Source organism: Trinickia sp. NRRL B-1857 (assembly GCF_050470685.1).
In the GTDB taxonomy this organism is placed as follows: domain Bacteria; phylum Pseudomonadota; class Gammaproteobacteria; order Burkholderiales; family Burkholderiaceae; genus Trinickia.
The window spans coordinates 810,365-833,730 of record NZ_JBFLUK010000011.1 but is presented as its reverse complement, the minus strand read 5'-3'; the positions used below and the strand labels follow the sequence as shown (position 1 = coordinate 833,730).

At 62.1% G+C, this 23,366-nt stretch carries 22 protein-coding genes; 5 read left to right on the top strand and 17 right to left on the bottom strand.

The genetic code is table 11. The features are described 5' to 3' along the window. Nucleotides 1-531: 531 nt before the first annotated feature. The gene (locus AB1286_RS24770; RefSeq protein WP_430365877.1) at nucleotides 532-1,791 is read right to left on the bottom strand and encodes an MFS transporter; all 1,260 of its coding nucleotides are present in this window, start codon (nucleotides 1,789-1,791) and stop codon (nucleotides 532-534) included. A 104-nt stretch (nucleotides 1,792-1,895) separates the two neighbouring features. Between AB1286_RS24770 and AB1286_RS24765 the strand changes: the two genes are divergently transcribed. Next, nucleotides 1,896-2,873, top strand: a complete 978-nt coding sequence (locus AB1286_RS24765; RefSeq protein WP_430365876.1) for a LysR family transcriptional regulator — start codon at nucleotides 1,896-1,898, stop codon at nucleotides 2,871-2,873. A 12-nt stretch (nucleotides 2,874-2,885) separates the two neighbouring features. Here the strand turns inward: AB1286_RS24765 and AB1286_RS24760 are convergent, their stop codons facing one another. The 11 genes from AB1286_RS24760 to AB1286_RS24710 all read right to left on the bottom strand — a co-directional run bounded on the left by AB1286_RS24760 (nucleotide 2,886) and on the right by AB1286_RS24710 (nucleotide 14,375). Further along, nucleotides 2,886-3,737, bottom strand: coding sequence for a 3-hydroxybutyryl-CoA dehydrogenase (locus AB1286_RS24760; RefSeq protein WP_430365875.1), 852 nt, complete (start codon nucleotides 3,735-3,737; stop codon nucleotides 2,886-2,888). A gap of 14 nt (nucleotides 3,738-3,751) precedes the next feature. Continuing rightward, complete coding sequence (bktB, locus tag AB1286_RS24755; protein WP_430365874.1) at nucleotides 3,752-4,939, bottom strand: beta-ketothiolase BktB; 1,188 nt, start codon at nucleotides 4,937-4,939, stop codon at nucleotides 3,752-3,754. A gap of 64 nt (nucleotides 4,940-5,003) precedes the next feature. Continuing rightward, nucleotides 5,004-6,659 (bottom strand): electron transfer flavoprotein-ubiquinone oxidoreductase, encoded by a 1,656-nt coding sequence (locus AB1286_RS24750; RefSeq protein ID WP_430365873.1) that lies wholly within the window; start codon nucleotides 6,657-6,659, stop codon nucleotides 5,004-5,006. Between the two features lie 22 nt (nucleotides 6,660-6,681). Then, entirely contained in the window at nucleotides 6,682-8,472 is a 1,791-nt protein-coding gene (locus AB1286_RS24745) for an acyl-CoA dehydrogenase (protein ID WP_430365872.1), read from the bottom strand. Between the two features lie 179 nt (nucleotides 8,473-8,651). Next, nucleotides 8,652-9,707 carry an AraC family transcriptional regulator gene (locus AB1286_RS24740; RefSeq protein ID WP_430365871.1) on the bottom strand — a complete coding sequence of 352 codons (1,056 nt, stop codon included), beginning with the start codon at nucleotides 9,705-9,707 and terminating at the stop codon, nucleotides 8,652-8,654. A 36-nt stretch (nucleotides 9,708-9,743) separates the two neighbouring features. Further along, nucleotides 9,744-10,550: a GNAT family N-acetyltransferase gene (locus AB1286_RS24735; protein WP_430365870.1), complete on the bottom strand. Its 807-nt coding sequence runs from the start codon at nucleotides 10,548-10,550 to the stop codon at nucleotides 9,744-9,746. Between the two features lie 72 nt (nucleotides 10,551-10,622). After that, a complete protein-coding gene (ampC, locus tag AB1286_RS24730) occupies nucleotides 10,623-11,750 on the bottom strand; it encodes a class C beta-lactamase (RefSeq protein WP_430367306.1) in 1,128 nt (375 codons plus the stop codon). Between the two features lie 318 nt (nucleotides 11,751-12,068). Beyond that, nucleotides 12,069-12,830 (bottom strand): helix-turn-helix domain-containing protein, encoded by a 762-nt coding sequence (locus AB1286_RS24725; protein ID WP_430365869.1) that lies wholly within the window; start codon nucleotides 12,828-12,830, stop codon nucleotides 12,069-12,071. Between the two features lie 57 nt (nucleotides 12,831-12,887). Continuing rightward, entirely contained in the window at nucleotides 12,888-13,343 is a 456-nt protein-coding gene (locus AB1286_RS24720; RefSeq protein ID WP_430365868.1) for an ester cyclase, read from the bottom strand. Further along, complete coding sequence (locus AB1286_RS24715) at nucleotides 13,309-13,479, bottom strand: hypothetical protein (protein WP_430365867.1); 171 nt, start codon at nucleotides 13,477-13,479, stop codon at nucleotides 13,309-13,311. Before AB1286_RS24715 ends, AB1286_RS24720 begins: the two co-directional genes overlap by 35 nt. Next, nucleotides 13,476-14,375 (bottom strand): LysR substrate-binding domain-containing protein, encoded by a 900-nt coding sequence (locus AB1286_RS24710; RefSeq protein ID WP_430365866.1) that lies wholly within the window; start codon nucleotides 14,373-14,375, stop codon nucleotides 13,476-13,478. Before AB1286_RS24710 ends, AB1286_RS24715 begins: the two co-directional genes overlap by 4 nt. Nucleotides 14,376-14,481: 106 nt before the next feature. Between AB1286_RS24710 and AB1286_RS24705 the strand changes: the two genes are divergently transcribed. Continuing rightward, nucleotides 14,482-15,363 (top strand): aldo/keto reductase family oxidoreductase, encoded by an 882-nt coding sequence (locus tag AB1286_RS24705; protein WP_430365865.1) that lies wholly within the window; start codon nucleotides 14,482-14,484, stop codon nucleotides 15,361-15,363. Nucleotides 15,364-15,384: 21 nt separating this feature from the next. On the opposite strand, the gene AB1286_RS24700 is transcribed toward AB1286_RS24705, so the two are convergent. Next, a complete protein-coding gene (locus tag AB1286_RS24700; protein WP_430365864.1) occupies nucleotides 15,385-16,104 on the bottom strand; it encodes a GNAT family N-acetyltransferase in 720 nt (239 codons plus the stop codon). 136 nt (nucleotides 16,105-16,240) lie between these two features. On the opposite strand from AB1286_RS24700, the gene AB1286_RS24695 reads away from it, so the two are divergent. From AB1286_RS24695 to AB1286_RS24685, 3 genes are all read left to right on the top strand, one after another. After that, nucleotides 16,241-17,767, top strand: coding sequence for a PLP-dependent aminotransferase family protein (locus AB1286_RS24695; protein WP_430365863.1), 1,527 nt, complete (start codon nucleotides 16,241-16,243; stop codon nucleotides 17,765-17,767). A gap of 48 nt (nucleotides 17,768-17,815) precedes the next feature. Then, the gene (locus tag AB1286_RS24690; RefSeq protein ID WP_430365862.1) at nucleotides 17,816-18,097 is read left to right on the top strand and encodes a hypothetical protein; all 282 of its coding nucleotides are present in this window, start codon (nucleotides 17,816-17,818) and stop codon (nucleotides 18,095-18,097) included. Between the two features lie 197 nt (nucleotides 18,098-18,294). Beyond that, complete coding sequence (locus AB1286_RS24685) at nucleotides 18,295-18,594, top strand: hypothetical protein (protein WP_430365861.1); 300 nt, start codon at nucleotides 18,295-18,297, stop codon at nucleotides 18,592-18,594. A gap of 27 nt (nucleotides 18,595-18,621) precedes the next feature. Here the strand turns inward: AB1286_RS24685 and egtD are convergent, their stop codons facing one another. The 4 genes from egtD to ggt form a co-directional block, all read right to left on the bottom strand. Beyond that, on the bottom strand, nucleotides 18,622-19,638 hold the full coding sequence (gene egtD, locus AB1286_RS24680) for an L-histidine N(alpha)-methyltransferase (protein ID WP_430365860.1): 1,017 nt from the start codon (nucleotides 19,636-19,638) through the stop codon (nucleotides 18,622-18,624). After that, nucleotides 19,622-20,854, bottom strand: a complete 1,233-nt coding sequence (gene egtB / locus AB1286_RS24675; RefSeq protein ID WP_430365859.1) for an ergothioneine biosynthesis protein EgtB — start codon at nucleotides 20,852-20,854, stop codon at nucleotides 19,622-19,624. Before egtB ends, egtD begins: the two co-directional genes overlap by 17 nt. 105 nt (nucleotides 20,855-20,959) lie before the next feature. Beyond that, complete coding sequence (locus AB1286_RS24670; protein WP_430365858.1) at nucleotides 20,960-21,331, bottom strand: hypothetical protein; 372 nt, start codon at nucleotides 21,329-21,331, stop codon at nucleotides 20,960-20,962. A gap of 135 nt (nucleotides 21,332-21,466) precedes the next feature. Beyond that, nucleotides 21,467-23,188: a gamma-glutamyltransferase gene (gene ggt, locus AB1286_RS24665; protein ID WP_430367305.1), complete on the bottom strand. Its 1,722-nt coding sequence runs from the start codon at nucleotides 23,186-23,188 to the stop codon at nucleotides 21,467-21,469. Nucleotides 23,189-23,366: the final 178 nt, after the last annotated feature.

Sequence of the window (23,366 nt, the reverse complement as noted above, 5' to 3'; positions counted from 1 at the left end):
AGATTTATAAATTTGAGCGCCGTCGGCGCGAATCGCGACCGCGCCGCGCCGCGCAACTTGAACTTTGCAACATATGGATTGCATGCGAGGACGATGTGAGGACATGTGTTTTTCGCATTTTTGACGTTACAGCAACACTGATTGTTGCGTGCTTTCTCCTGTCCGGAATTTACCGCACAGCTTTTCCGGCAGGAGGGCATGATTGGCAAATTTCGATCATTGAACTAATTATGCTTTTGCCATTTACAATCAGCGCATTTTGGCTAGTAACCAGAGCTTTAAGAAAAGAAAAATCCGAAACGCATTTTTATAAATTCATTTCCTGGGCAACTAATATTAACCCCAGTCATCGCCTCATCATATGCATTGTTGGCGGAATAATATTTGCTGAAATTTTTAAATTTATCGCCCTTATTATAAGGACGATTCTTTAACATGAACCCCATTACACCCCCAATCAACTTACTTGTCACTGGCGATAGCACGCTCTCTAAGAAAATGCGATAAAAATAAGGATCAAGCGCGGCGCGATCAATGGGTGCCCCGCGCACCCGTGGGGTGCGGCCACATCCGCACCGCCAGCGCGGCGAGCGAGGTCGTCACCGCCATCGCGATCACACCCATCCATCCCCACTGCGCCAGCATCAGGCTGCCCAAGCCCGCACCCGCCGCCATGCCGATGAACATACCGACGAAGAGCACCGCGTTCAGGCGGCTGCGCGAAGCCGGGTCGATACCGTAGACGATCGTTTGATGCGCGATCAACGTCGTTTGCACCCCGAGATCGAATCCGACCGTGGCCACCGCCAACAGCACCAACTGAGCGTGGGGCGTCATCACGGAGCCCAACGCCATCGCGGCGAACGATATCGTCGCGATGCCGATGCCGAGCCGCGTCACGACTTCGGGGCCGTGCCGATCGGCTAGCCGCCCTGCGATCGGCGCCCCCAAGGCGCCGGCGGCACCGGCCAGCCCGAAGCCGCCGGCCACGGCGCTACCGAGGTGAAACGGCGCGCCGTGGAGCAAAACGGCAAGCGTCGACCAAAACGCGCTGAAACCCATCGCCAGCAGACCTTGCGCTATTGCGGCGCGCCGTAGTGCACGCTGGTGCCACCAGAGATGACCGAGCGAGGCAATCAGCGCCCGATACGACACATGCGTGGTGGGCTTGAAAGCCGGCAAACCCCGCCATGCGGCCAACCCGATTCCAGCGACGCTCACGGCCGCCGCAACGAACATCACTCGCCAACTGTAGTGCGCCGCCACCAAGCCGCTAACGACTCGCGACAGCAAGATACCGAGCAACAGCCCCGTCATCACGGTGCCGACCACCTTGCCGCGATGCGCGTCAGGCGCCAGCACCGCCGCGGCAGGCACCACGTCCTGCGCCATCGTCGCCGAAATGCCGATCGCCAAGCTCGCGGCGAGCAGCATGCCGATCGATGGCGCCGCAGCGGCAGCCAGCAGCGAGACGACGAGCGCCGTCGCCTTGGCGAGAATCACGCGGCGCCGGTCGAAGCGATCGCCGAGCGGCGCCAACAGCAAGATCCCGAGCGCATAGCCGAGCTGGGTGAGCATCGGTACCATCCCGATCGCGCGAGCCGAGGCCCCCATATCCGATTGGAGGACGCCGAGCATCGGTTGGCAGTAATAGAGCGGCGCGACGCCAAGCCCGGCAGCGGCGGCTAACAGCAGCACGAGACGCGGAGACAGCGCAGCGGCGCCCGCCGGCTCGGAATGCGGCCGGGACGCGCTAGCGGGCGCAGTTTGAAGAGTTTGCGTGGTGGTCATGATGGTTACAGTGGGACGCATATCGAAGGAATGGACCGCAGTTTGACGCAGCGCACAGAACGCCGGTAGTACCGCGGTACGCACATTTGATATACGCTTGGCGTATGACCGAAAAGCACCCTCCTTCATCGGCCCCACAAGGCAAAGCAAGCCCATCTGACTTTTCCTTGGAGGGCGCAAGCCAGCGCTTTCAGCTGATGGAAACGTTCGTGCGTATAGTCGAATCGGGCAATTTGTCGGCCGCCGCGGCGCAGTTGCACACCACGCAACCGACGATCAGCCGCCGCCTGCAAGCCCTCGAGCGCTCGCTCGGCGTGCGTTTGCTGCATCGTTCGACGCATACGATGCGGCTCACGGTGGATGGCGAACGCTGCTTCAACCGCGCCAAGGCGTTGCTGGCGAGCTGGGCATCGTTCGAAGCGGAAGTGCGCGGCGCGCAGGAAGAGCCGGAAGGCCTGTTACGCGTAGCCGTGCCGCATGCGTTCGGGCAGCAAAGGTTGGTCGAACCGCTCGTCCGGTATTTGAAGGACTATCCGCGCGTGCAGGTGGAGTGGCTGTTGCAGGACGACGTGCGCGACTTCATCGCCAAAGGGATCGATTGCGCAATTCAAGTGGGCGAGCCGAACGATCCGGCCGTCGTTGCGATCCGGTTGTCGAAGGTGCCTCGTATCGTGGTGAGCGCGCCCTCGCTGCTGGAAGGCGGCCGCGTGCCGCAAGAGCCGGACGAACTGGTGGCATTGCCGTGGATGGCGCTGCGCACCTACTACCGAACGGAACTGACGCTCACGCATGAGGAAACGGGCGAGACGCGACGCATTTCCATCCGCCCTCGCATCAGCACCGACAACCTTTACGCGCTGCGCAGCGCGGCCGTACTGGGCATGGGCGCCTGCGCGAGTTCGGCTTGGCTGCTCGCCGACGATCTCGCGAGCAACCGCTTGGTCCAATTGGCGCCGAAATGGCAAGCGCACGCCCTACCCGTGTACCTGCTTTATCCGCACGCCCAGCACTATCCGTCGCGGCTGCTGCGATTCATCGCGCTCATGCGCGAAGCGGTGTCCGTCGCGACGCAAGACGCTTAGGACACCGCTCGATCACGCGTATTCGTAGACGCCGCGCCCCGTCTTACGACCCAAGCGCCCCGCCGCGACGAGCTCGCGCAAGAGCGGGCACGGGCGGTACTTCGGATCGCCTAGATCGTTGACGAACACTTCCATCACCGCAAGGCACACGTCGAGCCCGACCAAATCGGCCAGCGCGAGCGGGCCGATCGGATGATTGGCGCCGAGATGCATGCCGGCGTCGATCTCTTCGGCGGTGGCCACGCCCTCGGCCAGCACGAAGAACGCTTCGTTGATCATCGGCACGAGGATGCGATTGACGACGAAGCCGGGGCTATTGCGCACACCGATGGGCGACTTGTCGAATCGAGCGACGAGTTCGGTCACGGTCGCCGCCGTGGCGTCGCTCGTTTGCAGGCCGCGGATGATTTCCACGAGCGGCATGAGCGGCACCGGATTGAAAAAGTGCATGCCGATGAACCGCGCAGGCTCGGCCAGCGTCGCGGCCAGGGCCGTGATCGAGATCGACGAGGTGTTCGACGCGACGATCGTGCTCGGGGAGACGATCGTTTCGATCTGCTTGAGAATGCGCGTCTTCAGCTCGACGTTTTCCGTGGCAGCTTCAACCACGAGATCGACGGTGGCCAGCCGCTGGTAGTCGGTCGACGTCTCGATCCGCGCGAGCGCGGCATCGCGTGCTTGCGCATCGAGCTTGCCTTTCGCGACGAGCCGCTCGAGGCTCGATCCGACCGCCGTCATCCCCTTAGCCAAGGCCGCGTCGGTCACATCGATGAGCACCACCTTCAACCCCGACACCGCCGCCGTTTGCGCGATGCCGTTACCCATCGTACCGGCGCCGATCACGCCCAACGTTTCAATCGTCATCACACCACCCGAGCTCACAGCAGGTTTTCGAAAATCGCGGCAATGCCTTGGCCGCCGCCGATGCACATCGTGACCAACGCATAGCGTCCGCCGATGCGATGCAACTCGTCGATCGCCTTAACGGTAATCAACGCGCCCGTCGCGCCGATCGGGTGGCCCAGCGAAATGCCGGAACCGTTCGGGTTGACCTTGGCCGGATCGAAGCCGAGTTCGCGCGTGACCGCGCAGGCTTGCGCCGCGAACGCTTCGTTCGCCTCGACGACGTCGATATCGCTAACGGAGAGTCCGGCACGCTCAAGCGCCAGGCGCGTGGCCGGCACGGGGCCGATACCCATGTGCAGCGGGTCCACGCCGGCATGCGCGTACGCGACGAGGCGCGCCATCGGCTTCGCGCCGTGACGCTCGGCCGCTTCGCGCGACATCAGGAGAACCGCCGCTGCTGCATCGTTGATACCCGAAGCGTTGCCGGCTGTTACCGTGCCGCTCTCGCGATCGAACACGGGTTGCAGCTTCGAGAAGTCTTCGATCGTCGCTTGCAGACGCAGGTGCTCGTCGGTATCGAACACGACGTCCTTACCCTTCACGCGGCGCGTGACCGGCACGATCTGCCGCTTGAATCGTCCTTCGGCGATCGCGCGCTCGGCGCGCCGATGCGATTCGAGCGCGAGTGCGTCTTGGTCCTCGCGCGAGATGCCGAACTTGCGAGCGACGTTCTCGGCCGTGATACCCATCGGCACGCCGTGGAACGGATCGTTGAGCGCGCCGAGCATCATATCGATCATGCGCATGTCGCCCATGCGCGCACCGAAACGCGCGTCGGGTGCGATGTACGGCGCACGGCTCATGTTTTCGGCGCCGGCGCCGATGGCCACTTGCGCGTCGCCGAGCAGGATCGTTTGCGCGGCCGACACGATCGCTTGCAGGCCGGAACCGCACAGGCGGTTGACGTTGAACGCGGGCGTCGTCTCGGGAATGCCCGCGTTGATGGCGGCAACGCGCGAGAGGTAGAAATCTTTCGGTTCAGTCGCGATCACGTTACCGAACACGACATGATCGACATGCTTCGGATCGACGCCCGCGCGTGCGAGCGTTTCGCGCACGACGATCGTCCCGAGTTCGGTCGGCGCGAAATCCTTCAAGCTGCCGCCGAATTTGCCGATAGCGGTGCGTACGCCGCCTACAACGACCACTTCCTTGTTCATACGTTCTCCTCAATGATCCGTCTGGTCCGTCCCATCCGTCGGGGCGCGTCGATAACTATCCGTGCTACATGTTCGAGTAGTTTGGGCCGCCGCCGCCTTCAGGGGCAACCCATACGATGTTTTGCGTCGGGTCCTTGATGTCGCAGGTTTTGCAATGCACGCAGTTTTGCGCATTGATTTGCAGCCGGTCGCCGGCTTCGTCGGCGACGAACTCATAGACGCCGGCCGGGCAATACCGGGTTTCCGGGCCCGCGTAGGTTTTCAGATTGACTTGCACGGGCACGCCTGCGTCTTTGAGCGTCAAATGCGCGGGCTGGTTCTCCTCGTGGTTCGTATTCGACAAGAACACCGAGGAAAGGCGATCGAACGTCAGTTTCCCATCGGGTTTCGGATAGTCGATCGGCTTGCAGCGCGAGGCGTCCCGCAGCGTCTCGTGATCCCCATGACGATGGCGCAGCGTCCACGGCACCTTGCCGCCGAATAGCTTCTGCTCGATGCCGACCATCAACGTGCCGACGTACAAGCCCTTGCTCATCCAAGGCTTGAAGTTGCGGCCTTTGTGCAATTCCGCATGGAGCCACGACGAGGCGAACGCTTGCGGATAATCGCTGAGTTCGTCGCCCTGCCGTCCCGCCTGCAACGCATCGAATGCACTATCGGCCGCGAGCATGCCCGTCTTGATGGCCGCATGGCTGCCTTTGATTCGCGACGCGTTCAAAAACCCGGCTTCGTCGCCGACCAACGCGCCGCCCGGAAACACGAGCTTCGGCAGCGACTGCAAGCCACCCGCCGTGATCGCGCGCGCGCCGTACGACACGCGCTTGCCGCCTTCCAAGAATGCACGGATCGAGGGATGGGTCTTGTAACGCTGAAATTCCTCGAACGGCGACAGATAAGGATTCGTGTAACCGAGTCCGACGACGAAACCGACGACGACTTGGTTGTCGCCCATGTGATACAGGAACGAGCCGCCGTAGGTTTGCGTATCGAGCGGCCAGCCGGCGGTATGGACCACGAGACCGCGTTGATGCTTGGCCGGATCGATGTCCCAAACTTCCTTGATGCCGATCCCGTACACCTGCGGGTCCGCCCCGTCGCGCAGCTTGAACACGTCTTGTAGCTGCCTGCCGAGATGTCCGCGCGTGCCTTCGCAAAACAGCGTGTACTTGGCATGCAACTCCATGCCGCGCTGGAAGTTTTCGGTCGGCTGCCCGTCCTTGCCGATCCCCATGTCGCCTGTCGCGACACCCTTCACCCGGCCGTCTTCGCCGTACAGCACCTCGGCCGCGGCGAAGCCCGGGAAGATCTCGACGCCGAGTGCCTCGGCTTGCTGCCCGAGCCAGCGCGTGACGTTAGCCAAGCTGACGACGTAATTGCCGTGGTTCTTGAAGTTGTCGGGCAACATCCAGTTCGGAACGGAGGTCGAGCCCGTCTTCGATAGAAACAGGAAGCGGTCTTCGGTGACCTCGACTTCCAGCGGCGCGCCCTTTTCCTTCCAGTCGGGAATCAACTCGTCGATTGCGCGCGGATCCATCACGGCACCCGACAGAATATGCGCGCCGATCTCGGAGCCTTTCTCCAGCACGCAGACGCCGATCTCGGCCCCTTCTTGTGCCGCGCGCTGTTTCAGACGGATCGCGGCGGAGAGCCCCGCGGGGCCCCCGCCGACGATCACCACGTCGTATTCCATCGATTCGCGTTGCGAGGCGCTCGTCGTCATGCTCGTCAGTCCTTCTTCGTGCTTAGAATTGGTCGCCGTCGAAGGCGAGCCAGCCTTGGCCGCCCTTCGCGCTGACGATCGACGTTTCGAGCGCGGCGGCGTACGGCAGCACATGCTCGGCGAAGAATTGCGCGGTCAGGATCTTCGCGCCGAAGAACGACGGATCGTCGGCCTTGCGGCCCTGCGCGACCAATGCGGCACGCGCCATCTGCCAGCCGCCGAGCACGATGCCCGCGAGTTTCAGATATGGGACGCTTCCGGCGAATACCGCATTCGGATCGCTCTTCGCGTGCTTCACGACGAACTCGACGACGCGAGCCAATGCGCCCCGGCCCGCCTCGAGTTGCGTCGCGATGGAAGCCAGCGACGGGTCGTCTTGCGCTTTCAACGCTTCGATCGTGCAGTCGATTTCGCGCAGCAGGCCTTGGGCCACCGCGCCGCCGTCGCGCAGCGTCTTGCGGCCCACGAGGTCGTTCGCCTGAATCGCCGTCGTGCCTTCGTAGATCGGCAAAATCCGCGCGTCGCGGTAGTACTGCGCCGCGCCCGTCTCTTCGATGAAGCCCATCCCGCCGTGCACCTGCACGCCCAGGCTCGTCACCTCGAGCGACATCTCCGTACTCCAGCCCTTTACGACCGGCACGAGATATTCGTAGATCGCCTGGTGTTCGGCGCGCACGCTCTCGTCCGCATGCCGATGTGCGATGTCGCTATGCGCCGCCGCTACATAAGCGAGCGCGCGCGCGCCTTCCGTCAGCGCGCGCATCGTCGCCAGCATGCGCCGCACGTCCGGGTGATGAACGATCGCCACGGCCTGCTTGGCCGAGCCGTCCACCGGCCGGCTTTGCACGCGATCCTTGGCGTAGGCCACCGCCTTTTGATAAGCGCGATCGGCGATCGCCACCCCTTGCATGCCCACCGCGAAACGCGCCGCGTTCATCATGATGAACATGTATTCCAAGCCGCGGTTTTCTTCGCCGATCAGATAGCCGATCGCGCCGCCGTGGTCGCCGAACTGGAGCACCGCCGTCGGGCTCGCCTTGATGCCCAGCTTGTGCTCGATCGATACGCAATGGACGTCGTTGCGCTCGCCGAGCGTGCCGTCCTCGCCCACCATGAACTTCGGCACGATAAACAGCGAAATACCCTTGACGCCTTCCGGCGCGTTCGGCGTGCGAGCCAACACGAGATGGACGATGTTCTCGGCCATGTCGTGTTCGCCCCACGTGATGAAAATCTTCGTACCGAAGACGCGGTACGTGCCGTCGCCTTGCGGCTCGGCTCGCGTGCGCACGAGCGCCAGATCAGAGCCCGCTTGCGGCTCGGTCAGGTTCATCGTGCCCGTCCATTCGCCCGAAATCAGCTTCGGCACGTAGCGCTGCTTTTGCGCTTCGCTACCTGCCGTCAGCAACGCTTCGATCGCGCCGTCCGTCAGCAGCGGACACAAGGCAAACGACAAATTCGCGGCATTGAGCATTTCGATGCACGGCGTCGCGATCGACTTCGGCAGACCCTGGCCTTCGTATTCGGCCGGATGCTGCACACCTTGCCAGCCGCCTTCGACGAACTGGCGGAACGCTTCCTTAAAGCCCGGCGTAGAGGTCACGACGCCGTCTTTCCACGTGCTCGGGTTGCGATCGCCTTCCACATTCAGCGGCGCCAGCACTTCCTCGCACAGCTTGGCCGATTCTTCGAGCACGGCCTGCGCCGTGTCGATACCGGCCTCTTCGAAACCGGGAAGCTCGGCAACGGTGTTAAGACCGGCCAACTCTTTCAGCACGAACAACATGTCCTTGATCGGAGCGGTATAACTCATAGCGCACTGTCCAAATGAGGGAGGTAAACGAGCGCGGCGCGGTATGACAAATGCAGCCACGTTACGATGGTTTGAACGGAATCGTAACGACAAACGGCCGCCGCGGGCTGTCCAAACCGGACCGCCGACTGACAAATCTGGCCAGAAATAATGAGGAACGCGCCGAAGATGGCGGCGGCTTAGGCCCGGCGGCGGTATGTTCCGGGCGTACTGCCCGTCCAATGCCGGAATGCGCGGTGGAAAGCGCTCGGGTCGTCGAAACCGATGTCGCCGGCGATCTTCGTGATCGTTTCGTCAGTTTCGGTCAACCGTTGGATCGCGATGTCGCGGCGAAGTTCGTCCTTCAATGCCTGGAAGGTCGTCTCTTCGCCCGCGAGACGCCGGCAAAGCGTGCGGACGGAGCAATGCTGATGGGCCGCGGCTTGTTCGATCGTCGGCGAATCGGGCAACTGCGCCGCCAGATATTGGCGAATGCGGTGACTCACCAATTGTTCGCTGAATGAGCCGAAGATCCAATCGCCCGGCGCGCGCGCCAAAAACTTGCCCAAGTTGCGCTTGCTTTGCCGGATCGGCAAGTCCAGATAGGCCGCGCTAAAGCGCATGAGCGTCGCGTCGCAATCGAACCGAACGGGCCCCGAAAAGAAATATCGATGATCGAGCGCATGGGCCGGACGCGGGCACGCCAGATCGACTTGCAACAGCGGAATGTTTTGGCCGATGAGCCAGGACGCCACGCCGTGAACGAGCTTGAGCATCAACTCGTGCCCGAGCGGTCCGATGCGATGGAAAACCGGGTTGGGGCGCAACGCGAACTGGGCGACGGCGCCGTTTCGTCGCGACTCGAGACGAAAATCGTCGAGCACGATATGGAAGAACTGGCAAAACCGGTGCAACGCCGTTTCGAGGCTGCGCGCATCGAGCAAACTCAAGCAGATGAATTTCAGCGTGCCGCTGCGCAGCGGCCGGCTGAAGAAGCCCGGCATCTCGTCGTCCAATGCGATGGCGATCGTTTGATAGAACGTCGAGAATTGCTCCTCGGTCACGCGCGCCCCCGGTTCGACCAGCAATTCCGGGGCGATACCTGCGTCCTCCAAATAACGGTGGATCGTTTCCGGACGCGCCTCGGCACCCGCGAGAAAGGCCTTCACGAGGGAAATCGGCACGGTTGCGCTCGGCGGCTCGGCCGAAACATGCCGCGTGGCCGAGAGCGAATGGTCGTCGATAGCGCGATGCATAGGCGTGAGGATAACAGCGCCGTGCGCCCGCCCAGGCTAACGCTGCGCGGCGACCTGGCAAAGCGAGCCGATTCGCGCCTGCCGCTCGAAACCGAGCGCTTCGTAGAGACGAATCGCGTGATACGTTTCGTCGGCCACGACCACGAGACGATCGCGCGCACCGGCCGCCCGCTTGACGACCTCCGTCAGCAAGGTGCGGCAAACGCGCTTATTGCGCTGATCCTCGCGCGTGACGATCGACTGAAACACGCCGATCCGGCCGAAGAAAAACAGGCCCAGGCTGCCGACCATTTCACCGTCGATGAACGCCCCCCACCAGTTGCCCCAGTGCCGCTCGATCAACCCCCGATACGCGGAGCGCTGAAAAGCGACGCACCGGCGCGAGGTCTCGCTGTCGGGATCAGGCATATCGGCGAGCGACATGCGCAGCCAATCGTCCCAATCGCGTTCGGATTCGAACAGCCGAACCTCGACGGCATCGTTGATCTCGACCGAGCGCACGGCATTGCGTTCGGCCACGAGAACACTACAGATCATCGCTTCATAGCCATGGCGGACATACGAATCGAAATCGCCGAGGGTACCGCCGGTCTCGGGCCAAGCAAAACTCCGATGCACCATGGCAGGCGGCCCGCCGATGAGGCGGGCGAAGTCGTCCTCCAACCGCTGGCGGTCGTCCTCAGCGGGAGGGCCGGCGAGAACCAGCATGTTCCCCGAGAAGTACTCGGGCGCCTGCGCCGTGCGCAAGATCGTATAACGATCGTCTTGCGAGACCGAACCGATTTGCGCATGAAGCAATAAATCCGTGGCCAACCCTAGGTTTTCTTGTAATTGTCGATGCATACATCAATCAGTTCATTGGAGGGGCGACGGGACGGGGAAGCCATGATAGCGGCTCATCCCGGTTCTCGCTCGCTATCGCTGACTTGACGCAAACGTGCTCAAGATTTGATACGCGGCACGCACACGCTCGTCGATCGGGAAGTTCTTGTTAGCAAGCATCACGATTCCTAGATGCGCTTGCGGAACGAACGCTACATACGCGCCGAAACCGTTCGTTGACCCAGTCTTGTTGATCCAGACCGCCTTGCCCGGCGCTTGCGGCGGCTCGATACGCGCAACGGGCGTCGCGTTGAAAATGACCTTCGCCGAATTGCCTTGCAACAAGTCGGATAACGCAACGGGATAGGCGTATTGCTCCCAGATCAGATCCTGCGTCATCGCTCCCGCACGGAAGTAGCCGGTATGGGTCTGCGTGACCGCCCGCTGCCACTTATCGTCGATCGTCGATCGATCCATATTCGCATCGATAAAGCGAAGCATGTCGGCGGCCGTCGTCTTGACGCCATAGGCCGGCGCCGACAACATCCCCGGCGACATGCGAGTCGGCCCGCCTTGCTTCTTATAGCCCTGCGCATAATCGGAGACACGGGCTTCGGGGACGTCGATATAGGTATTCGTCATGCCGAGCGCCGGAAACACCCGCCGCTGCATCGCCTGCGTGAAATCGCTGCCCATGCTTTTGGCGGCGATTTCGCCGAGCAGGCCGATGCCGAGATTCGAATACGTGCGGTAAGTACCGAGTGCATACGCCGGTTGCCATGCTTTCAGATAGGCGATGAGTGCATCGTCGCTCGTGATCGAATCGGGCACTTGGAGCGGCACGCCGCCCGGCGTATGGGTGCCGAGATTAACCAGTTCGACGTTACCGAACGCGCTGCCTCGCAGAGCCGGAAAATACTTATCGACACGATCGGTCAGCGACAAATCGCCATTCGTATTGGCGTACGAAACGAGCGTCGCGGTCAATGTTTTACTGACGGAACCGAGTTCGAACAGCGTAGCATCCGTGACGGGCTGGCCCGTTTCCGCCGATGCCACGCCGTAGTTGAATACATAGGTTTTGCCGCCATCGACGACGCCGACGGCCATTCCATGGATGCCGTCCTTTTTCATCAGCGGTTCGATGACCGCATCGACCGCCTCCTTTGCGTGAGCGTTCGATGTTTCGGCCGCGAAGCCGATTTCCGACTGAGCGCACATAACAAGCGCGATCGCCGCGATAAGACCGGTGACGCTGGGCTTCATTGATAAGTTCTCCTTGGATGACGCCATTTTGTGGGATTGGATGCGAGCGCGAGCCGCGGCGACGCCGAGCACGCATTTCGCTCTGTGCGCTGCGGCATTTCGATACCCGTCGGCACTGCGAATGCTGGAGTATCCCCTTGGGGTGAGCCGGCGACAAACGATGGTTATTTGAGGAAGCCAAAAGAAAAACTTTTAGGTTGGTTCACCAACCGGAGCAATCGATGGGGTGTCCCCGAACGCCGTTGCGTTATGGCGCGTTTCGCCGCGAAGGCTTTACGCCAGCCGCTTATGCCGCTCTCGGTAGCGCCTTGGCGTTTCGCCATGAATGAGTTTGAACGCATGCGCGAACTTGCTCGGGCTCGCAAAGCCGAAGTCATAAGCGATCGTCGCCAAGCTCTTTCGGCCGTCGATCACGTGCTCGGTCGCATGAACCACGCGCGCCCGTTGTAAGAATTCGGTCCACGTCATCGATAGCTCTTCCGCGAAGCGGCGGTTGAGCGTTCGCTCCGACATGCTCGCGGCCGTGGCGACGTCCGCCAAACTAAGCGGCTCCGCCAACGACGACAGCGTGAATTCGAGTGCACGGCGCAAGTCGTTCGACGTCGCGCGCGGAAACCAAAGTGCCTCCGGCTGGGCGGCACCCTCCGAGACCACGTAGCCCAACGATTGAAAAAATGGCGCCGCTGCGGGATCGGCGGCAGAAGAGTCCTCGTTCCAGCGCGCGGCGTACAGCACCATCTCGCGGATTAGGGGCGTCACTCTGAAGACGGCGCAATCGTCTTGGAGCGAAGGAAAAGCGTTATCGACGGCATCGAATAAAACCGATGCCGATGTGGCCGGCGCGGCGACACGAACCCGGATGCGCGTGTTCGCGCGAATGAATGCAGCCCGATGCGATGGCAGCAGCCAACTGCGCTCGTCCGTCTCTAACCGAAACGCACCCTCGGATGCATAAAGCAAGTAGTGGTGAGCAAACGTGCGCTCTCCGGTATCGGCCGGCTCCAAGAACTGACGATGAAAGGCATAGGAAGTCACGTAGCGATGCTCGCTCGAACGAATGAATCGGCGTAACGGTAGCATCGAATCGCGCGGTCAATCGCGTCGGCAAGCCAGGGTTGGATCGGTCAATGCGCCGATTTGCTGCATGAGGGCCATCGTATCGAAGAGCGCCCAATGCTCCGCGAGCTTGCCGCGCCGAATGCGGAAAGTGCGATATTGCTGCACGTCGATGATCGCTCCGGTCGGAGCAATGCCCCGAAATACACCGGTGTGGCGTGCGTGCACCGACAAGCGCAGAACGACCCTGTCGGACTGCGCGACCGCGTCGGACACCTCATGCCGCGCCTCGGAAAACGCGCGATTGAATCGCTCGACCATATCGGCGTGGCCGCTGGCGTTCGACGGAAGATAGGCGTGGTCGACGTAATCGTCCGCCACCATATCGAATACGGCTTGTGAATCGTATTCGTTCCAAACGACTTGCATGAATCGCGTTGCGATGGCAATTAGAGACTCAGGCGCCTGCGTCGTATCCGGTGAATTCGGCATGGTGCTTTTCCATTTCTGTAATTGAATAGAAACCCATGCTAACCAGCGCCCAAGCACGGGAAAACACCTCGTTCGCCAATTTATGGCCGTTTTCCGCCAACGCATCGGCGCTGCCCGCATACGGCGTACGGGTCAAGTCGCCCCGTCCTCCCGGACGAAGTCGATGAATGCGCGCAACGGCGCCGGCACGTGCCGATGGCCCGGGTAATAGAGAAAGGGTCCGGTAAACCACACGCTCCACGAGTCGAGAACGCTCTCCAATTCGCCGCTATCGACATAGGGTTGCAGCATCTGTTCAAAGAGGTGGATCACGCCGCCCCCCTCCACCGCAACGCGAATGGCCAGATCCAATGCCAAGGAAGGTTTGACGAGGAGCGGTCCCGCCGGATCCAACTGATAGGTCTCATCGCCCCGCTCAAAATGCCAAGTCACCATCGCGCCGCTCGCGAATTGGATGCGTAGGCAGGCATGAGAAAGAAGATCGCGCGGATGGGTCGGTCGTCCTCGAACGTCTAGATAACTCGGCGCCGCCGCCGTAACGAGGCGTTGCATACGCGGCCCGATCGGGATCGCCACCATATCCTGCTCGAGCCGTTCGCCATAGCGAATGCCCGCATCGCAACCGGCGGAGAGCATATCGACGAAACCGTCTTCGACGATCATCTCCACCTGCACGCCCGGATAAGCCCGGATAAAGCGCGCGACGATACCCGGCAAGATCGTATAAGCCGCGCTGGCGGGCACGTTGAGCCGCAGCGTTCCCGTGGGCGTATCGCGGAATACGTTCAGGACGTCGAGCGCGGCCTCCATCTCGCCGAATAGCGGCGTCAACCGCTCGAGCAAATGCTTGCCCGCCTCGGTCGGAGCGACGCTGCGCGTCGTGCGATTGAGCAGCCGCAAACCCAGTTTGGCCTCCAAGCGCTTGACGGCGGTGCTCAAACTCGATGCCGATACGCCGCTCGCGCGCGCGGCATCGCGAAACCCTCCCGCTCGCGCGACCGACGCGAACGCTGCAAGGTCATTGAAATCCATGCGGACTGTTCCAAATTTTGAACAACCCGTGCAACTTAAATCGGATTATCGAACGGCGCAATCGCTCTCATACTCGGCTGCATCGATTTCTTCTACGGAGCGCATCATGACCTCACCCAACATCGAGACAACCTTCACGTTCGCGGGGCGCACCGTCCGCCGCCTCGGCTACGGCGCCATGCAATTGAGCGGCCCCGGCGTATTCGGTCCGCCGAAAGATCGCCATGCGGCCGTCAGCGTGCTGCGTGAAGCCGTCGCGGCAGGCGTCGATCACATCGACACGAGCGATTTCTACGGCCCTCATATCACGAATCAACTCATTCGCGAAGCGCTTCACCCGTACCCTGAATCGCTGCTGATCGCGACGAAAATCGGTGCAGTGCGGGGCAATGACGGCGCATGGCTGCCGGCGCAGGCGCCGGACGATATTCGCCGAGCCGTGGAAGACAATCTGCGCAATTTGGGCTTAGACGTGCTCGACGTAGTCAACTTGCGCTTAATGTTCGACGTGCACGCGCCCGCGGAAGGTTCGATCGAACGTCAAATGACCGCGCTCGCGCAATTGCGGCAAGACGGGCTCGTGCGGCACATCGGCATCAGCAATGCGACCGCGACACAGATCGAGCAAGCGCAGCGCATCGCGCCGATCGTCTGTGTGCAAAATCACTACAACTTGATGCACCGGCAGGACGATGCGCTCATCGATCGATTGACCGCCCAAGGCATTGCCTATGTTCCGTATTTCCCGTTGGGCGGGTTCTCGCCGATCCAATCCGCTGCGCTATCGCAGATTGCCGCTAAGCTTGGCGCAACGCCGATGCAAACGGCCCTCGCATGGCTTCTCCACCGGGCACCGAACATTCTCTTGATTCCCGGTACGTCGTCGCTCGACCATCTGCACGAAAACATACGCGCCGCGGCCTTGCGCCTATCCGATGACACGCTCGCCGAACTGGCATCGATCGGCCGCTCGGAGCAGCCGGCCTAGCGGGAAAGCACGCTTCGCTCGTCACGAAGCATGCAGCTTACGCAATTCGCCGAGCGATTTCCGTTGTTGGCCCTGTTCGTCGAAATTCCCGGCCGCAAGCCAGGCTTGAAACACGCGCTTTTGCGCGGGCCATTCGGTATCGAGGATCGAGAACCAAGCCGTGTCCCGCGTGCGGCCTTTATAGACCAACGCTTGACGAAAGACACCCTCGAACGTGAATCCGAGCCGTTGCGCGGCGGCGCGCGAGGGAGCGTTCAAACTGTCGCACTTCCACTCATAGCGCCGATAGCCAAGCTCATCGAAGACATACGACATCAAGATGAATTGCGCTTCGGTGGAAATTGGCGTGCGTTTGAGCAGCGGCGAAAACGTCACGTGCCCCACCTCGATCACACCGTGCGTCGGGTCGATCCGCATCAACGCCAACGTGCCGACGGCCTTCCCCGTCTTGCGGTCGATCACCGCATAGTGCCGCGGATCGGTACTGCGCGCCGCCGCCTCGGCGTGTTGCCGATAGGTCGCTTCGTCGTCGAACGGGCCTACCCCGAGATAGGTCCAGTCTCGCCCATCGGGTGCCGCGCGATAAGCGGTGAAGAGGTCTTGCGCATGGCGCTCGGCATCGAGCCGCTCGAGGCGGCAATACGTTCCCTCCAGCGTCTCGGCGCTGGGCAAGGGCCGCGGCGACCAACCGGGCACGGGCGCGCCGACCGGTTGGCCATATTCGTTCGTCAAAGTGGACATGGGTTCCCCCGATTTGCGTCGTTGAGCAAAGACTTTAAAATCGATCGTGGCTCACCGAAAAGAGCCACATCCGAACTATTCGATGGTGCCACGCCAATTCCATCGGTCTCGCCCCAGCTTGGAGCTCATTCGCCGCATGTTAGCCCTCGACGCGTCCGCCGATCCCGTGCTCGATTTCTTACTCGAGACGCCGCTCGTTAAAGATCGAAGCGGCACCTCGCTGCAACGGCAGTTGCACCAGCGTATTCGCGGCGCGATTCTAGAGGGGCGCTTGCCGTCGGGCGCTCGATTGCCGGGATCGCGCGCGCTCGCCGCTTCGCTCAAGATCTCGCGCAATAGCGTGACCGCGGTGTACGAGCTGCTGGGTGCCGAGGGGTATATCGCGCCAAGTCGCCAAGGTACGCGCGTCAGTCTGCTCGAACGGCCGGCCGAGCGTCCGCGCACCGCCCGGCACGCCGCCGTGCCCGAACTTGCGCGACGCGCCGCGCAGCTGCGCGAGAGCACGCTCGCCGCCGGCGATACGCTGCCGCTGCGCCCCGGCGTCCCCGCACTGGCGAGATTTCCTTTAAGCGCCTGGAAGCGGTGCCTCGACCGTGCGGTACGGGATGCCGGTGTCGCGGGACTGTCCTACGGCAATCCGCAAGGCGAGCTCGCATTGCGCGAAGCGATCATGCGGCATCTCGCCGTGGCTCGCGGCGTTCGGTGCGAGCCCGAACAGATCGTCATCACCGAGGGTGCGCAAGAAGCCCTCGCTTGCTGCGTGCGCCTGGTGACGAATCCGGGCGACACGGCGTGGGTCGAAGATCCCGGCTACAGAGGCGCGAAGACGGCGATGGCGTGTGGCGATCTCGACGTAGTACCGATGCCCGTCGACGAAAACGGATTGAACATTCCCGAGACGGCGTGGACGGCACACACGCCTCGGCTCATCTACACCTCGCCGTCGCATCAGTATCCGACGGGCGCCGTGCTCACGGCCGCACGCCGACTCGATTTGATCGCAAACGCGCAGCGGCACGGCGCATGGATCGTCGAGGACGACTACGACAGCGAGTACCGCCACGCCGGCGAACTCGTGGGCGCCATGCAAGGCCTTGTCCCGCAAGCACCGGTGCTTTACGTGGGCACCTTCAGCAAGACGCTTTTCCCCTCGCTGCGCCTGGGCTTTCTCGTGCTGCCGGCAGCCTTGGCCACGCCCGCCGCCGCGCTGCTCAGAGAAACGCTGCGCGGCGGCCATCGCTACGAACAGCTCGCACTCGCGGAATTCATCGAGAGCGGCCAATTCAGCCGCCATCTCGGGCGAATGCGGCGCCTTTACAAGCGGAGGCAAGATGCGTTGCGAGCCGCGTTGAAGCAATACCTCGACGTTCCGCACGTGGTTGCCGGCGGCGACAGCGGCATGCATCTAACGATCCGGCTCCCGGCCGATTGCTCCGACGAACGGATCGCACAGGCCGCGCGCGCGTACGACATGGCGCCGATGCCGCTGTCGCGTTTCGCGTTGTCCGCCCGCCCCGAAAATAACGGCCTCGTCATCGGTTACGGCAATACGTCGGAGTCGCTGTTCGTCCCGCTCATTCAACGCTTGGCTCAACTGATCCGAGACGAGTACCCAGCCGGCAAAACGGCGAGCAGCCCCACCCGAAAACGGCGCTCCGCTTAGGACTGCGTACAATACGCCCTGACCGATCCAACCTGCGGGACCCAAGCCATGGCAATGAAGAAATTCGACCTTGAAAAGAACAAGGCGTTGAAACTGACTCAATCGTTGAAGCAATCGCAATCGGAGCGCTTCGGCAAAGGAACGGCCGAGACCCCGGCCAACCGCCGCGAACAGCGCAAGCTCGATCAGGCCAAAGGGCTCGTGCCGTTTGCCTGCAAGCTCGACGGCGAACTCGTCGCGGTGCTTAAAGAGCGCGCGGCCGCTCATCCGGAAGGGATGACCGGTGTGCTCGACGAGTTGCTTCGGCCCGCGCTAACGAAGGCAAACTAGGTTTATCGTTAGGCCGCCCTTCGTCGTTCCTCATTCGGCGGCATCGTCCACCCACTCCGTCTAATTGCATGCAACGCTCCAAGTAATGGAGCGTTACCAATCTCGCATAGCGCTTTCACATGTATCGCGGTCACGCCCCTACACTGGGCTCGTCTTCCACAGAAACGAGCGCAGGCAACGCGCAAGGAGTAGACCAAATGAACAAGAAGCTCGTCGCAGCGGTACTCGGCGTCGGTATTGCGGCGCTCGCAATGTCCAAGGCAGCTTCGGCGCACGTCGATCTCGCGGTAGGTATCGGCATTCCGGCGCCGGCCCCTGTCTATGTCGCCCCGCCCGAAGTGGCCTACGCGCCGCCCCCGGTCGCGGTGGGCTACTGGGGCGGCGACGATGGCTGGCGCGAACGCGAATGGCACCGCCGTGAGTGGCGCGAGCATGAATGGCGCGAACACGAGTGGCGCGAACATCATGACCGCGGTTGGGGTTGGGGCCGCGAATAACGCGCACCCCACCCAGGCGGGCGCCGGTTACGCGCCCGCTCCTCCCACGGGGCTTTCGAGCCAATGCACGCTGAATAGGCGTGCTTCGTCGGTCCAAACCGGCCCCGGCCGAAAACCCGCGGAAGTCGCCAGCTTGCGAAAGCCTTCGATCGTAAACTTGTGCGAGTTCTCCGTATGAAGGCTTTCGCCCTCCGCGAAGCTAAAATCCTGCCCCGCCACATGAACGGTTTGCGCACATCGGCTCAGCAGATGCATCTCGATCCGGCTTCGTCGCGGATCGTAGAACGCGTAATGGGCGAACTGGCGCAAGTCGAAATCGGCGCCTAACTCCTCGTTGGCCCGCCGCAGCAAATTCAAATTGAATGCCGCCGTCACGCCTTGCGCATCGTTATAGGCACGATGCAAGGTTTGCGGATCCTTGACGAGATCGACGCCGACGAGCAAGCCGCCGCCCTCGAGCAGCCGGGCAGCCAACTGCAAGAAGGCCATCGCTTCGTCCGTATCGAAGTTGCCGATCGTCGAGCCCGGAAAGAAGCCCACGCGACGGCCGGTCGAGGCGTCGAGTGCCGAAAGTTGCGCCTCTTTCATATAGTCGGCCGCGATCGGCCGCACCTGTAGCCACGGGCACTCGGCGTGCAAACGGCGCGAGGCCTCCTCCAAATGCTCGGCGGAGATATCGATCGGGAAATACCGGCGCGGCAAGGCGCGGGCATCGAACGCGCGCAACAAGATGCGAATTTTTTCCAGCGAGCCCGCGCCGAATTCGACGATATCCGCTTGCGGCCCGACGACGGCAGCCATTTCGCGACCATGGCGCTCGAGGATGCGCCGCTCGGTGCGTGTCGGATAGTACTCGGGCAACCCGCAGATGCGATCGAAGAGCGCGGAGCCTTCGGCATCGTAGAAGTATTTCGGGGCGATGCTACGCGGGCTCTTCGACAGGCCGGCCAGCAAGTCTCGGCAAAACGCGCTCTCTTGCAGATCGTCTCGTTGCTGCCGAAGGGGCGCGCCCGTGAGCGCCGATGCGTCAGTTGTCTCGTACAAGGCGTACTCCCGTGAATTGCCAGCGGGCAGCCGGCGGGAAAAAGTTTCGATACGTGCGGCGCGTATGCCCCGGCGGCGTCGCGATACTGCCGCCGCGCAGCACTTGCTGCCCCACCATGAACTTGCCGTTGTATTCGGCCGCCACGCCGGCCAATGGACGAAACCCCGGGTAGGGGTCGTACGACGAACGCGTCCACTGCCAGACATGCTCTGTCATCTGCTCGATCCCGGGAGCGTCGAAAGCCGCCTCCCATTCGAATTCGGTCGGCAGCCTCGCGCCGGCCCACTCGGCATAAGCCGCCGCTTCATAGAAGCTCAGGTTCGACACGGGGGCATCGGGATCGAGCGACTCCATTCCCGACAGACCGAAGACCCGCCAGTTCCCCGAATCGTCTCGTCCGCTCGTCAAATCGTTTTCGTCGGCGCGGGACCAATAGATCGGTGCACCCCACCCTTCGCGCTGGATCGCCGCCCACCCGTCCGACAACCACAGCTCCGGGCGCGCGTAGCCTCCGTCCGCAATAAACGCCGCGTATTCGCCGCAGGTCACGAGCCGGTGCGCGATCTCGTACGGACGAAGCAGATATTCGTGCCGCGGGCCTTCGTTGTCGAATGCGAAGCCTTGCCCATCATGGCCGATCCGTACAACGCCGCCCGGTTGCTTTAGCCATTCGAGTGTAGAGGCCCGCTTCGCGCCAGGTGCGCTTTCTTCCCGCGCGGGCCGATAAGCCGGCTTCAAAGGATTGCACGAGAGGGCATGGACGATGTCCGTCACAATCAGTTCTTGGTGCTGCTGCTCATGATGTAAGCCGAGCGTAATGACCGGCGCGACCGCCGCCAAACCGGCTTCCCCTAGCGTGCTCATGAGCGTTGCCATGGACTCGTCGACGTGACGGCGATACGCGTGGACCTCTTGCAGCGAAGGCCGCGTGAGCAAGCCGCGCTGCGGGCGCGCGTGGCGCGGCCCCAATGCTTCGTAGTACGAATTGAAAAGATAGGCGTAGCGCTCGTCGAACGGCCGATACCCGGGCAAGTAAGGCTTCAGGACGACCGTTTCGAAGAACCAGGTGGTATGGGCGAGATGCCATTTCGTCGGGCTCGCGTCGGGCATCGACTGTACGTTCTGATCCTCCGCCGACAACGGTTCGGCCAGCGCCAAGCTATGCCGCCGAACCTCGTCGTAAGCGTGCTGCAATTCAGGTACGACGATGTGCATCGGGCTCGCTCCTGTCGATCGATCAAGTTAGGCCGGCGAAAGTCTCGACCTATTCGGTTGCGCTTCGTTTGACTTCGTTCCGCGGCGTTGCGCGAGCGCACTACTTTAAGTGGTTTTCGGCACGGCTGCCGCGAGGCGCGACATGCGGCGCCGCTTCGTCCCGAACCAGGGGGTCTTGACGGGCGCATCGTGCTCGCGGGCTAACCCGATCGCCTCCTCGATCGTTTGAGGCAGCAATGCCGGAAATCGTTCTAGCCGCGTCGCGTCGAAAGGGAAGTTTGGCGGGAATTGCCGGAGGCACGGGCCGAGCGTGTCCTCGTGCGCCAATACGCCCGATGCAAAAAGTTTCGGCGCGCGACGCGTAACCCTCGGCGCGCGACGCGTAACCCAATTCGCGCGCCTGCGCCAAGCGCTTCGATAGCCCACGCCGCGGCAACCCGCGTAGCGCCAGCCCGATATGCCGATGTGAATGGTCATTGCGCCTTACCGTTTTGCATTTCGGGCATCCCAGCAAGTCCCGTTCCCGGTTCGCGCTTTTTGGCGTCGGCAAGACGGGCCTTAAGGCACACGCCGGTGGGCCCGGCCCGCGCCTTAAGGCCACTCCTCCGCTCGCTACGGCACGATCCGCGTCACGCCGCGTCCGCGCGGATCGGCCGCCGCTTCGGGCGTCCGCCCGTCGACCTTGATCGCTTGAATATCGCCGTTGAAATCTTGCCCCTTGAGCACATAGCCTTTTGCCTCCAGCGCTTGCGCGAGTTCGCCTTCGATCGGCTTGTACGGCTCCCAGAAGATCGTATTCGGCGGCAGCAACTGGTGGTGAAAGCGCATCGCGGCCACGGCGTCCGGCAAGGGCATGTCGAAATCGTAGACGTTCGTGATCACCTGAAAGATCGACGTGAAGATACGCGAGCCGCCAGGCGTGCCGATAACCATCGTCACCTTGCCGTCTTTCGTCAGAATGGTCGGCGTCATCGACGACAAGGGCCGCTTCTTCGGTTCGATGGCGTTGGCGTCGCTGCCCACCACGCCGAACATATTGGCGACACCCGGCTTCGCCGAAAAATCGTCCATCTCGTCGTTCAACAGGATGCCCGTGCCGTCCACCACTTCGCCCGAGCCGAAATACCCGTTTAGCGTATAAGTGTTCGAGACGGCGTTACCCCATTTGTCGATGATGGAGAAATGCGTCGTTTCCGCCTTCTCGGGCATCGAAGTGCCGAGCCCCGGCTGCACCGATTTCGTATCGCTCGGCTTGTTTGGATCGACCTCGGCAGCTCGCTTCGCTAGATAGGCATCGTCGATGAGCTGCGTCACCGGCACACGATAGAAGTCCGGATCGCCGAGGTATTGCGCTCGGTCGGCGAAGACGCGCTTTTCGATTTCGGAAACTAGATGAATGTACTGCGGCGAGTTGAGCTTCACGCCCGAAAACGCGTTCTTCAAATCGGCCTTCATCTTAAGCAGTTGCACGAGTCCTACGCCGCCCGAACTGGGCGGCGGCGCGGTGATGACGCGAAACCCGTTCCAATCGGCCTCGACGGGCTGCCGCCAAACGGCCTTGTATTCGTGCAAGTCTTCTTTCGTGATAAGCCCGCCGCGCGATTTCATCGCCGCCGCGATGCGCTCCGCGGTTTTCCCCTCGTAAAAGCCCTTCGCGCCCTGGTCGGCAATACGAGTCAGCGTCGCCGCCATTTCAGGCTGCTTGAACGTCGCGCCGGCCTTTAGTTGTCCGAAATATTGACCGAAGTTCGTCTTATCGCCGAAGTCTTTCGCCGCATCGTCGCGCCGCTGCTGCAATTGATCGCTGACTTCGAAACCGTCGCGTGCATAGTGGATCGCCGGCGCGAGCACTTGTTTCCATTTCAATTTGCCGAAGCGCTTTTGCACTTCCCACATGCCCTCCACCGTACCGGGCACACCGACCGCGCGCATCCCCACCAAGCTCATTCCGGGAATGACGTTGCCCTGCGGGTCCAAATACATGTTTCTCGTCGCCGCAATCGGCGCGCGCTCGCGATAATCCATGAAGTAAGGCTTGCCGTTCACATATAACGTCATGAAGCCGCCGCCCCCGATATTGCCGGCCTCGGGATACGTCACGGCCAGCGTGAAGGCCACCGCCACGGCGGCGTCCACAGCATTGCCGCCTTCTTTCAAAACGCGCTCGGCTGCATCGGCGCTGAAGGAATCCGCCATCGCCATGGCGGAGGCCGCCAGTACCGGTTGCTGCGTACTCGCCTTCGCCCATGCCGGCGCACTCGGGGCGAAACCGAACGCGACGCCCGCGACACAAAGCAATCCGCCGATGCGGGCCGACCTTCCGATTCGAATCATTGTGTTCATTAGGATCTCTCCATGGTCACATCGATCAGCGTCATTGCACCCAACACACTGTATTCCAGCCGCGGCGGCGCCGCCGCACGGCGCACCACTTGCCCGGGGCCGAACCACCGATTTCGCGCTTATAGCACGCACGCTTTCTTTCGGACATTCGGCAAGCGCGTAGGATCGG

Excerpts from the sequence above, each read along its gene's own strand:
- AB1286_RS24770 (WP_430365877.1), bottom strand. The coding sequence starts at position 1,791 with ATGACCACCACGCAAACTCTTCAAACTGCGCCCGCTAGCGCGTCCCGG.
- AB1286_RS24765 (WP_430365876.1), top strand. The coding sequence starts at position 1,896 with ATGACCGAAAAGCACCCTCCTTCATCGGCCCCACAAGGCAAAGCAAGC.
- AB1286_RS24760 (WP_430365875.1), bottom strand. The coding sequence starts at position 3,737 with ATGACGATTGAAACGTTGGGCGTGATCGGCGCCGGTACGATGGGTAAC.
- bktB (WP_430365874.1), bottom strand. The coding sequence starts at position 4,939 with ATGAACAAGGAAGTGGTCGTTGTAGGCGGCGTACGCACCGCTATCGGC.
- AB1286_RS24750 (WP_430365873.1), bottom strand. The coding sequence starts at position 6,659 with ATGACGACGAGCGCCTCGCAACGCGAATCGATGGAATACGACGTGGTG.
- AB1286_RS24745 (WP_430365872.1), bottom strand. The coding sequence starts at position 8,472 with ATGAGTTATACCGCTCCGATCAAGGACATGTTGTTCGTGCTGAAAGAG.
- AB1286_RS24740 (WP_430365871.1), bottom strand. The coding sequence starts at position 9,707 with ATGCATCGCGCTATCGACGACCATTCGCTCTCGGCCACGCGGCATGTT.
- AB1286_RS24735 (WP_430365870.1), bottom strand. The coding sequence starts at position 10,550 with ATGCATCGACAATTACAAGAAAACCTAGGGTTGGCCACGGATTTATTG.
- ampC (WP_430367306.1), bottom strand. The coding sequence starts at position 11,750 with ATGTGCGCTCAGTCGGAAATCGGCTTCGCGGCCGAAACATCGAACGCT.
- AB1286_RS24720 (WP_430365868.1), bottom strand. The coding sequence starts at position 13,343 with ATGCCGAATTCACCGGATACGACGCAGGCGCCTGAGTCTCTAATTGCC.
- AB1286_RS24710 (WP_430365866.1), bottom strand. The coding sequence starts at position 14,375 with ATGGATTTCAATGACCTTGCAGCGTTCGCGTCGGTCGCGCGAGCGGGA.
- AB1286_RS24705 (WP_430365865.1), top strand. The coding sequence starts at position 14,482 with ATGACCTCACCCAACATCGAGACAACCTTCACGTTCGCGGGGCGCACC.
- AB1286_RS24700 (WP_430365864.1), bottom strand. The coding sequence starts at position 16,104 with ATGTCCACTTTGACGAACGAATATGGCCAACCGGTCGGCGCGCCCGTG.
- AB1286_RS24695 (WP_430365863.1), top strand. The coding sequence starts at position 16,241 with ATGTTAGCCCTCGACGCGTCCGCCGATCCCGTGCTCGATTTCTTACTC.
- AB1286_RS24690 (WP_430365862.1), top strand. The coding sequence starts at position 17,816 with ATGGCAATGAAGAAATTCGACCTTGAAAAGAACAAGGCGTTGAAACTG.
- AB1286_RS24685 (WP_430365861.1), top strand. The coding sequence starts at position 18,295 with ATGAACAAGAAGCTCGTCGCAGCGGTACTCGGCGTCGGTATTGCGGCG.
- egtB (WP_430365859.1), bottom strand. The coding sequence starts at position 20,854 with ATGCACATCGTCGTACCTGAATTGCAGCACGCTTACGACGAGGTTCGG.
- AB1286_RS24670 (WP_430365858.1), bottom strand. The coding sequence starts at position 21,331 with ATGACCATTCACATCGGCATATCGGGCTGGCGCTACGCGGGTTGCCGC.
- ggt (WP_430367305.1), bottom strand. The coding sequence starts at position 23,188 with ATGATTCGAATCGGAAGGTCGGCCCGCATCGGCGGATTGCTTTGTGTC.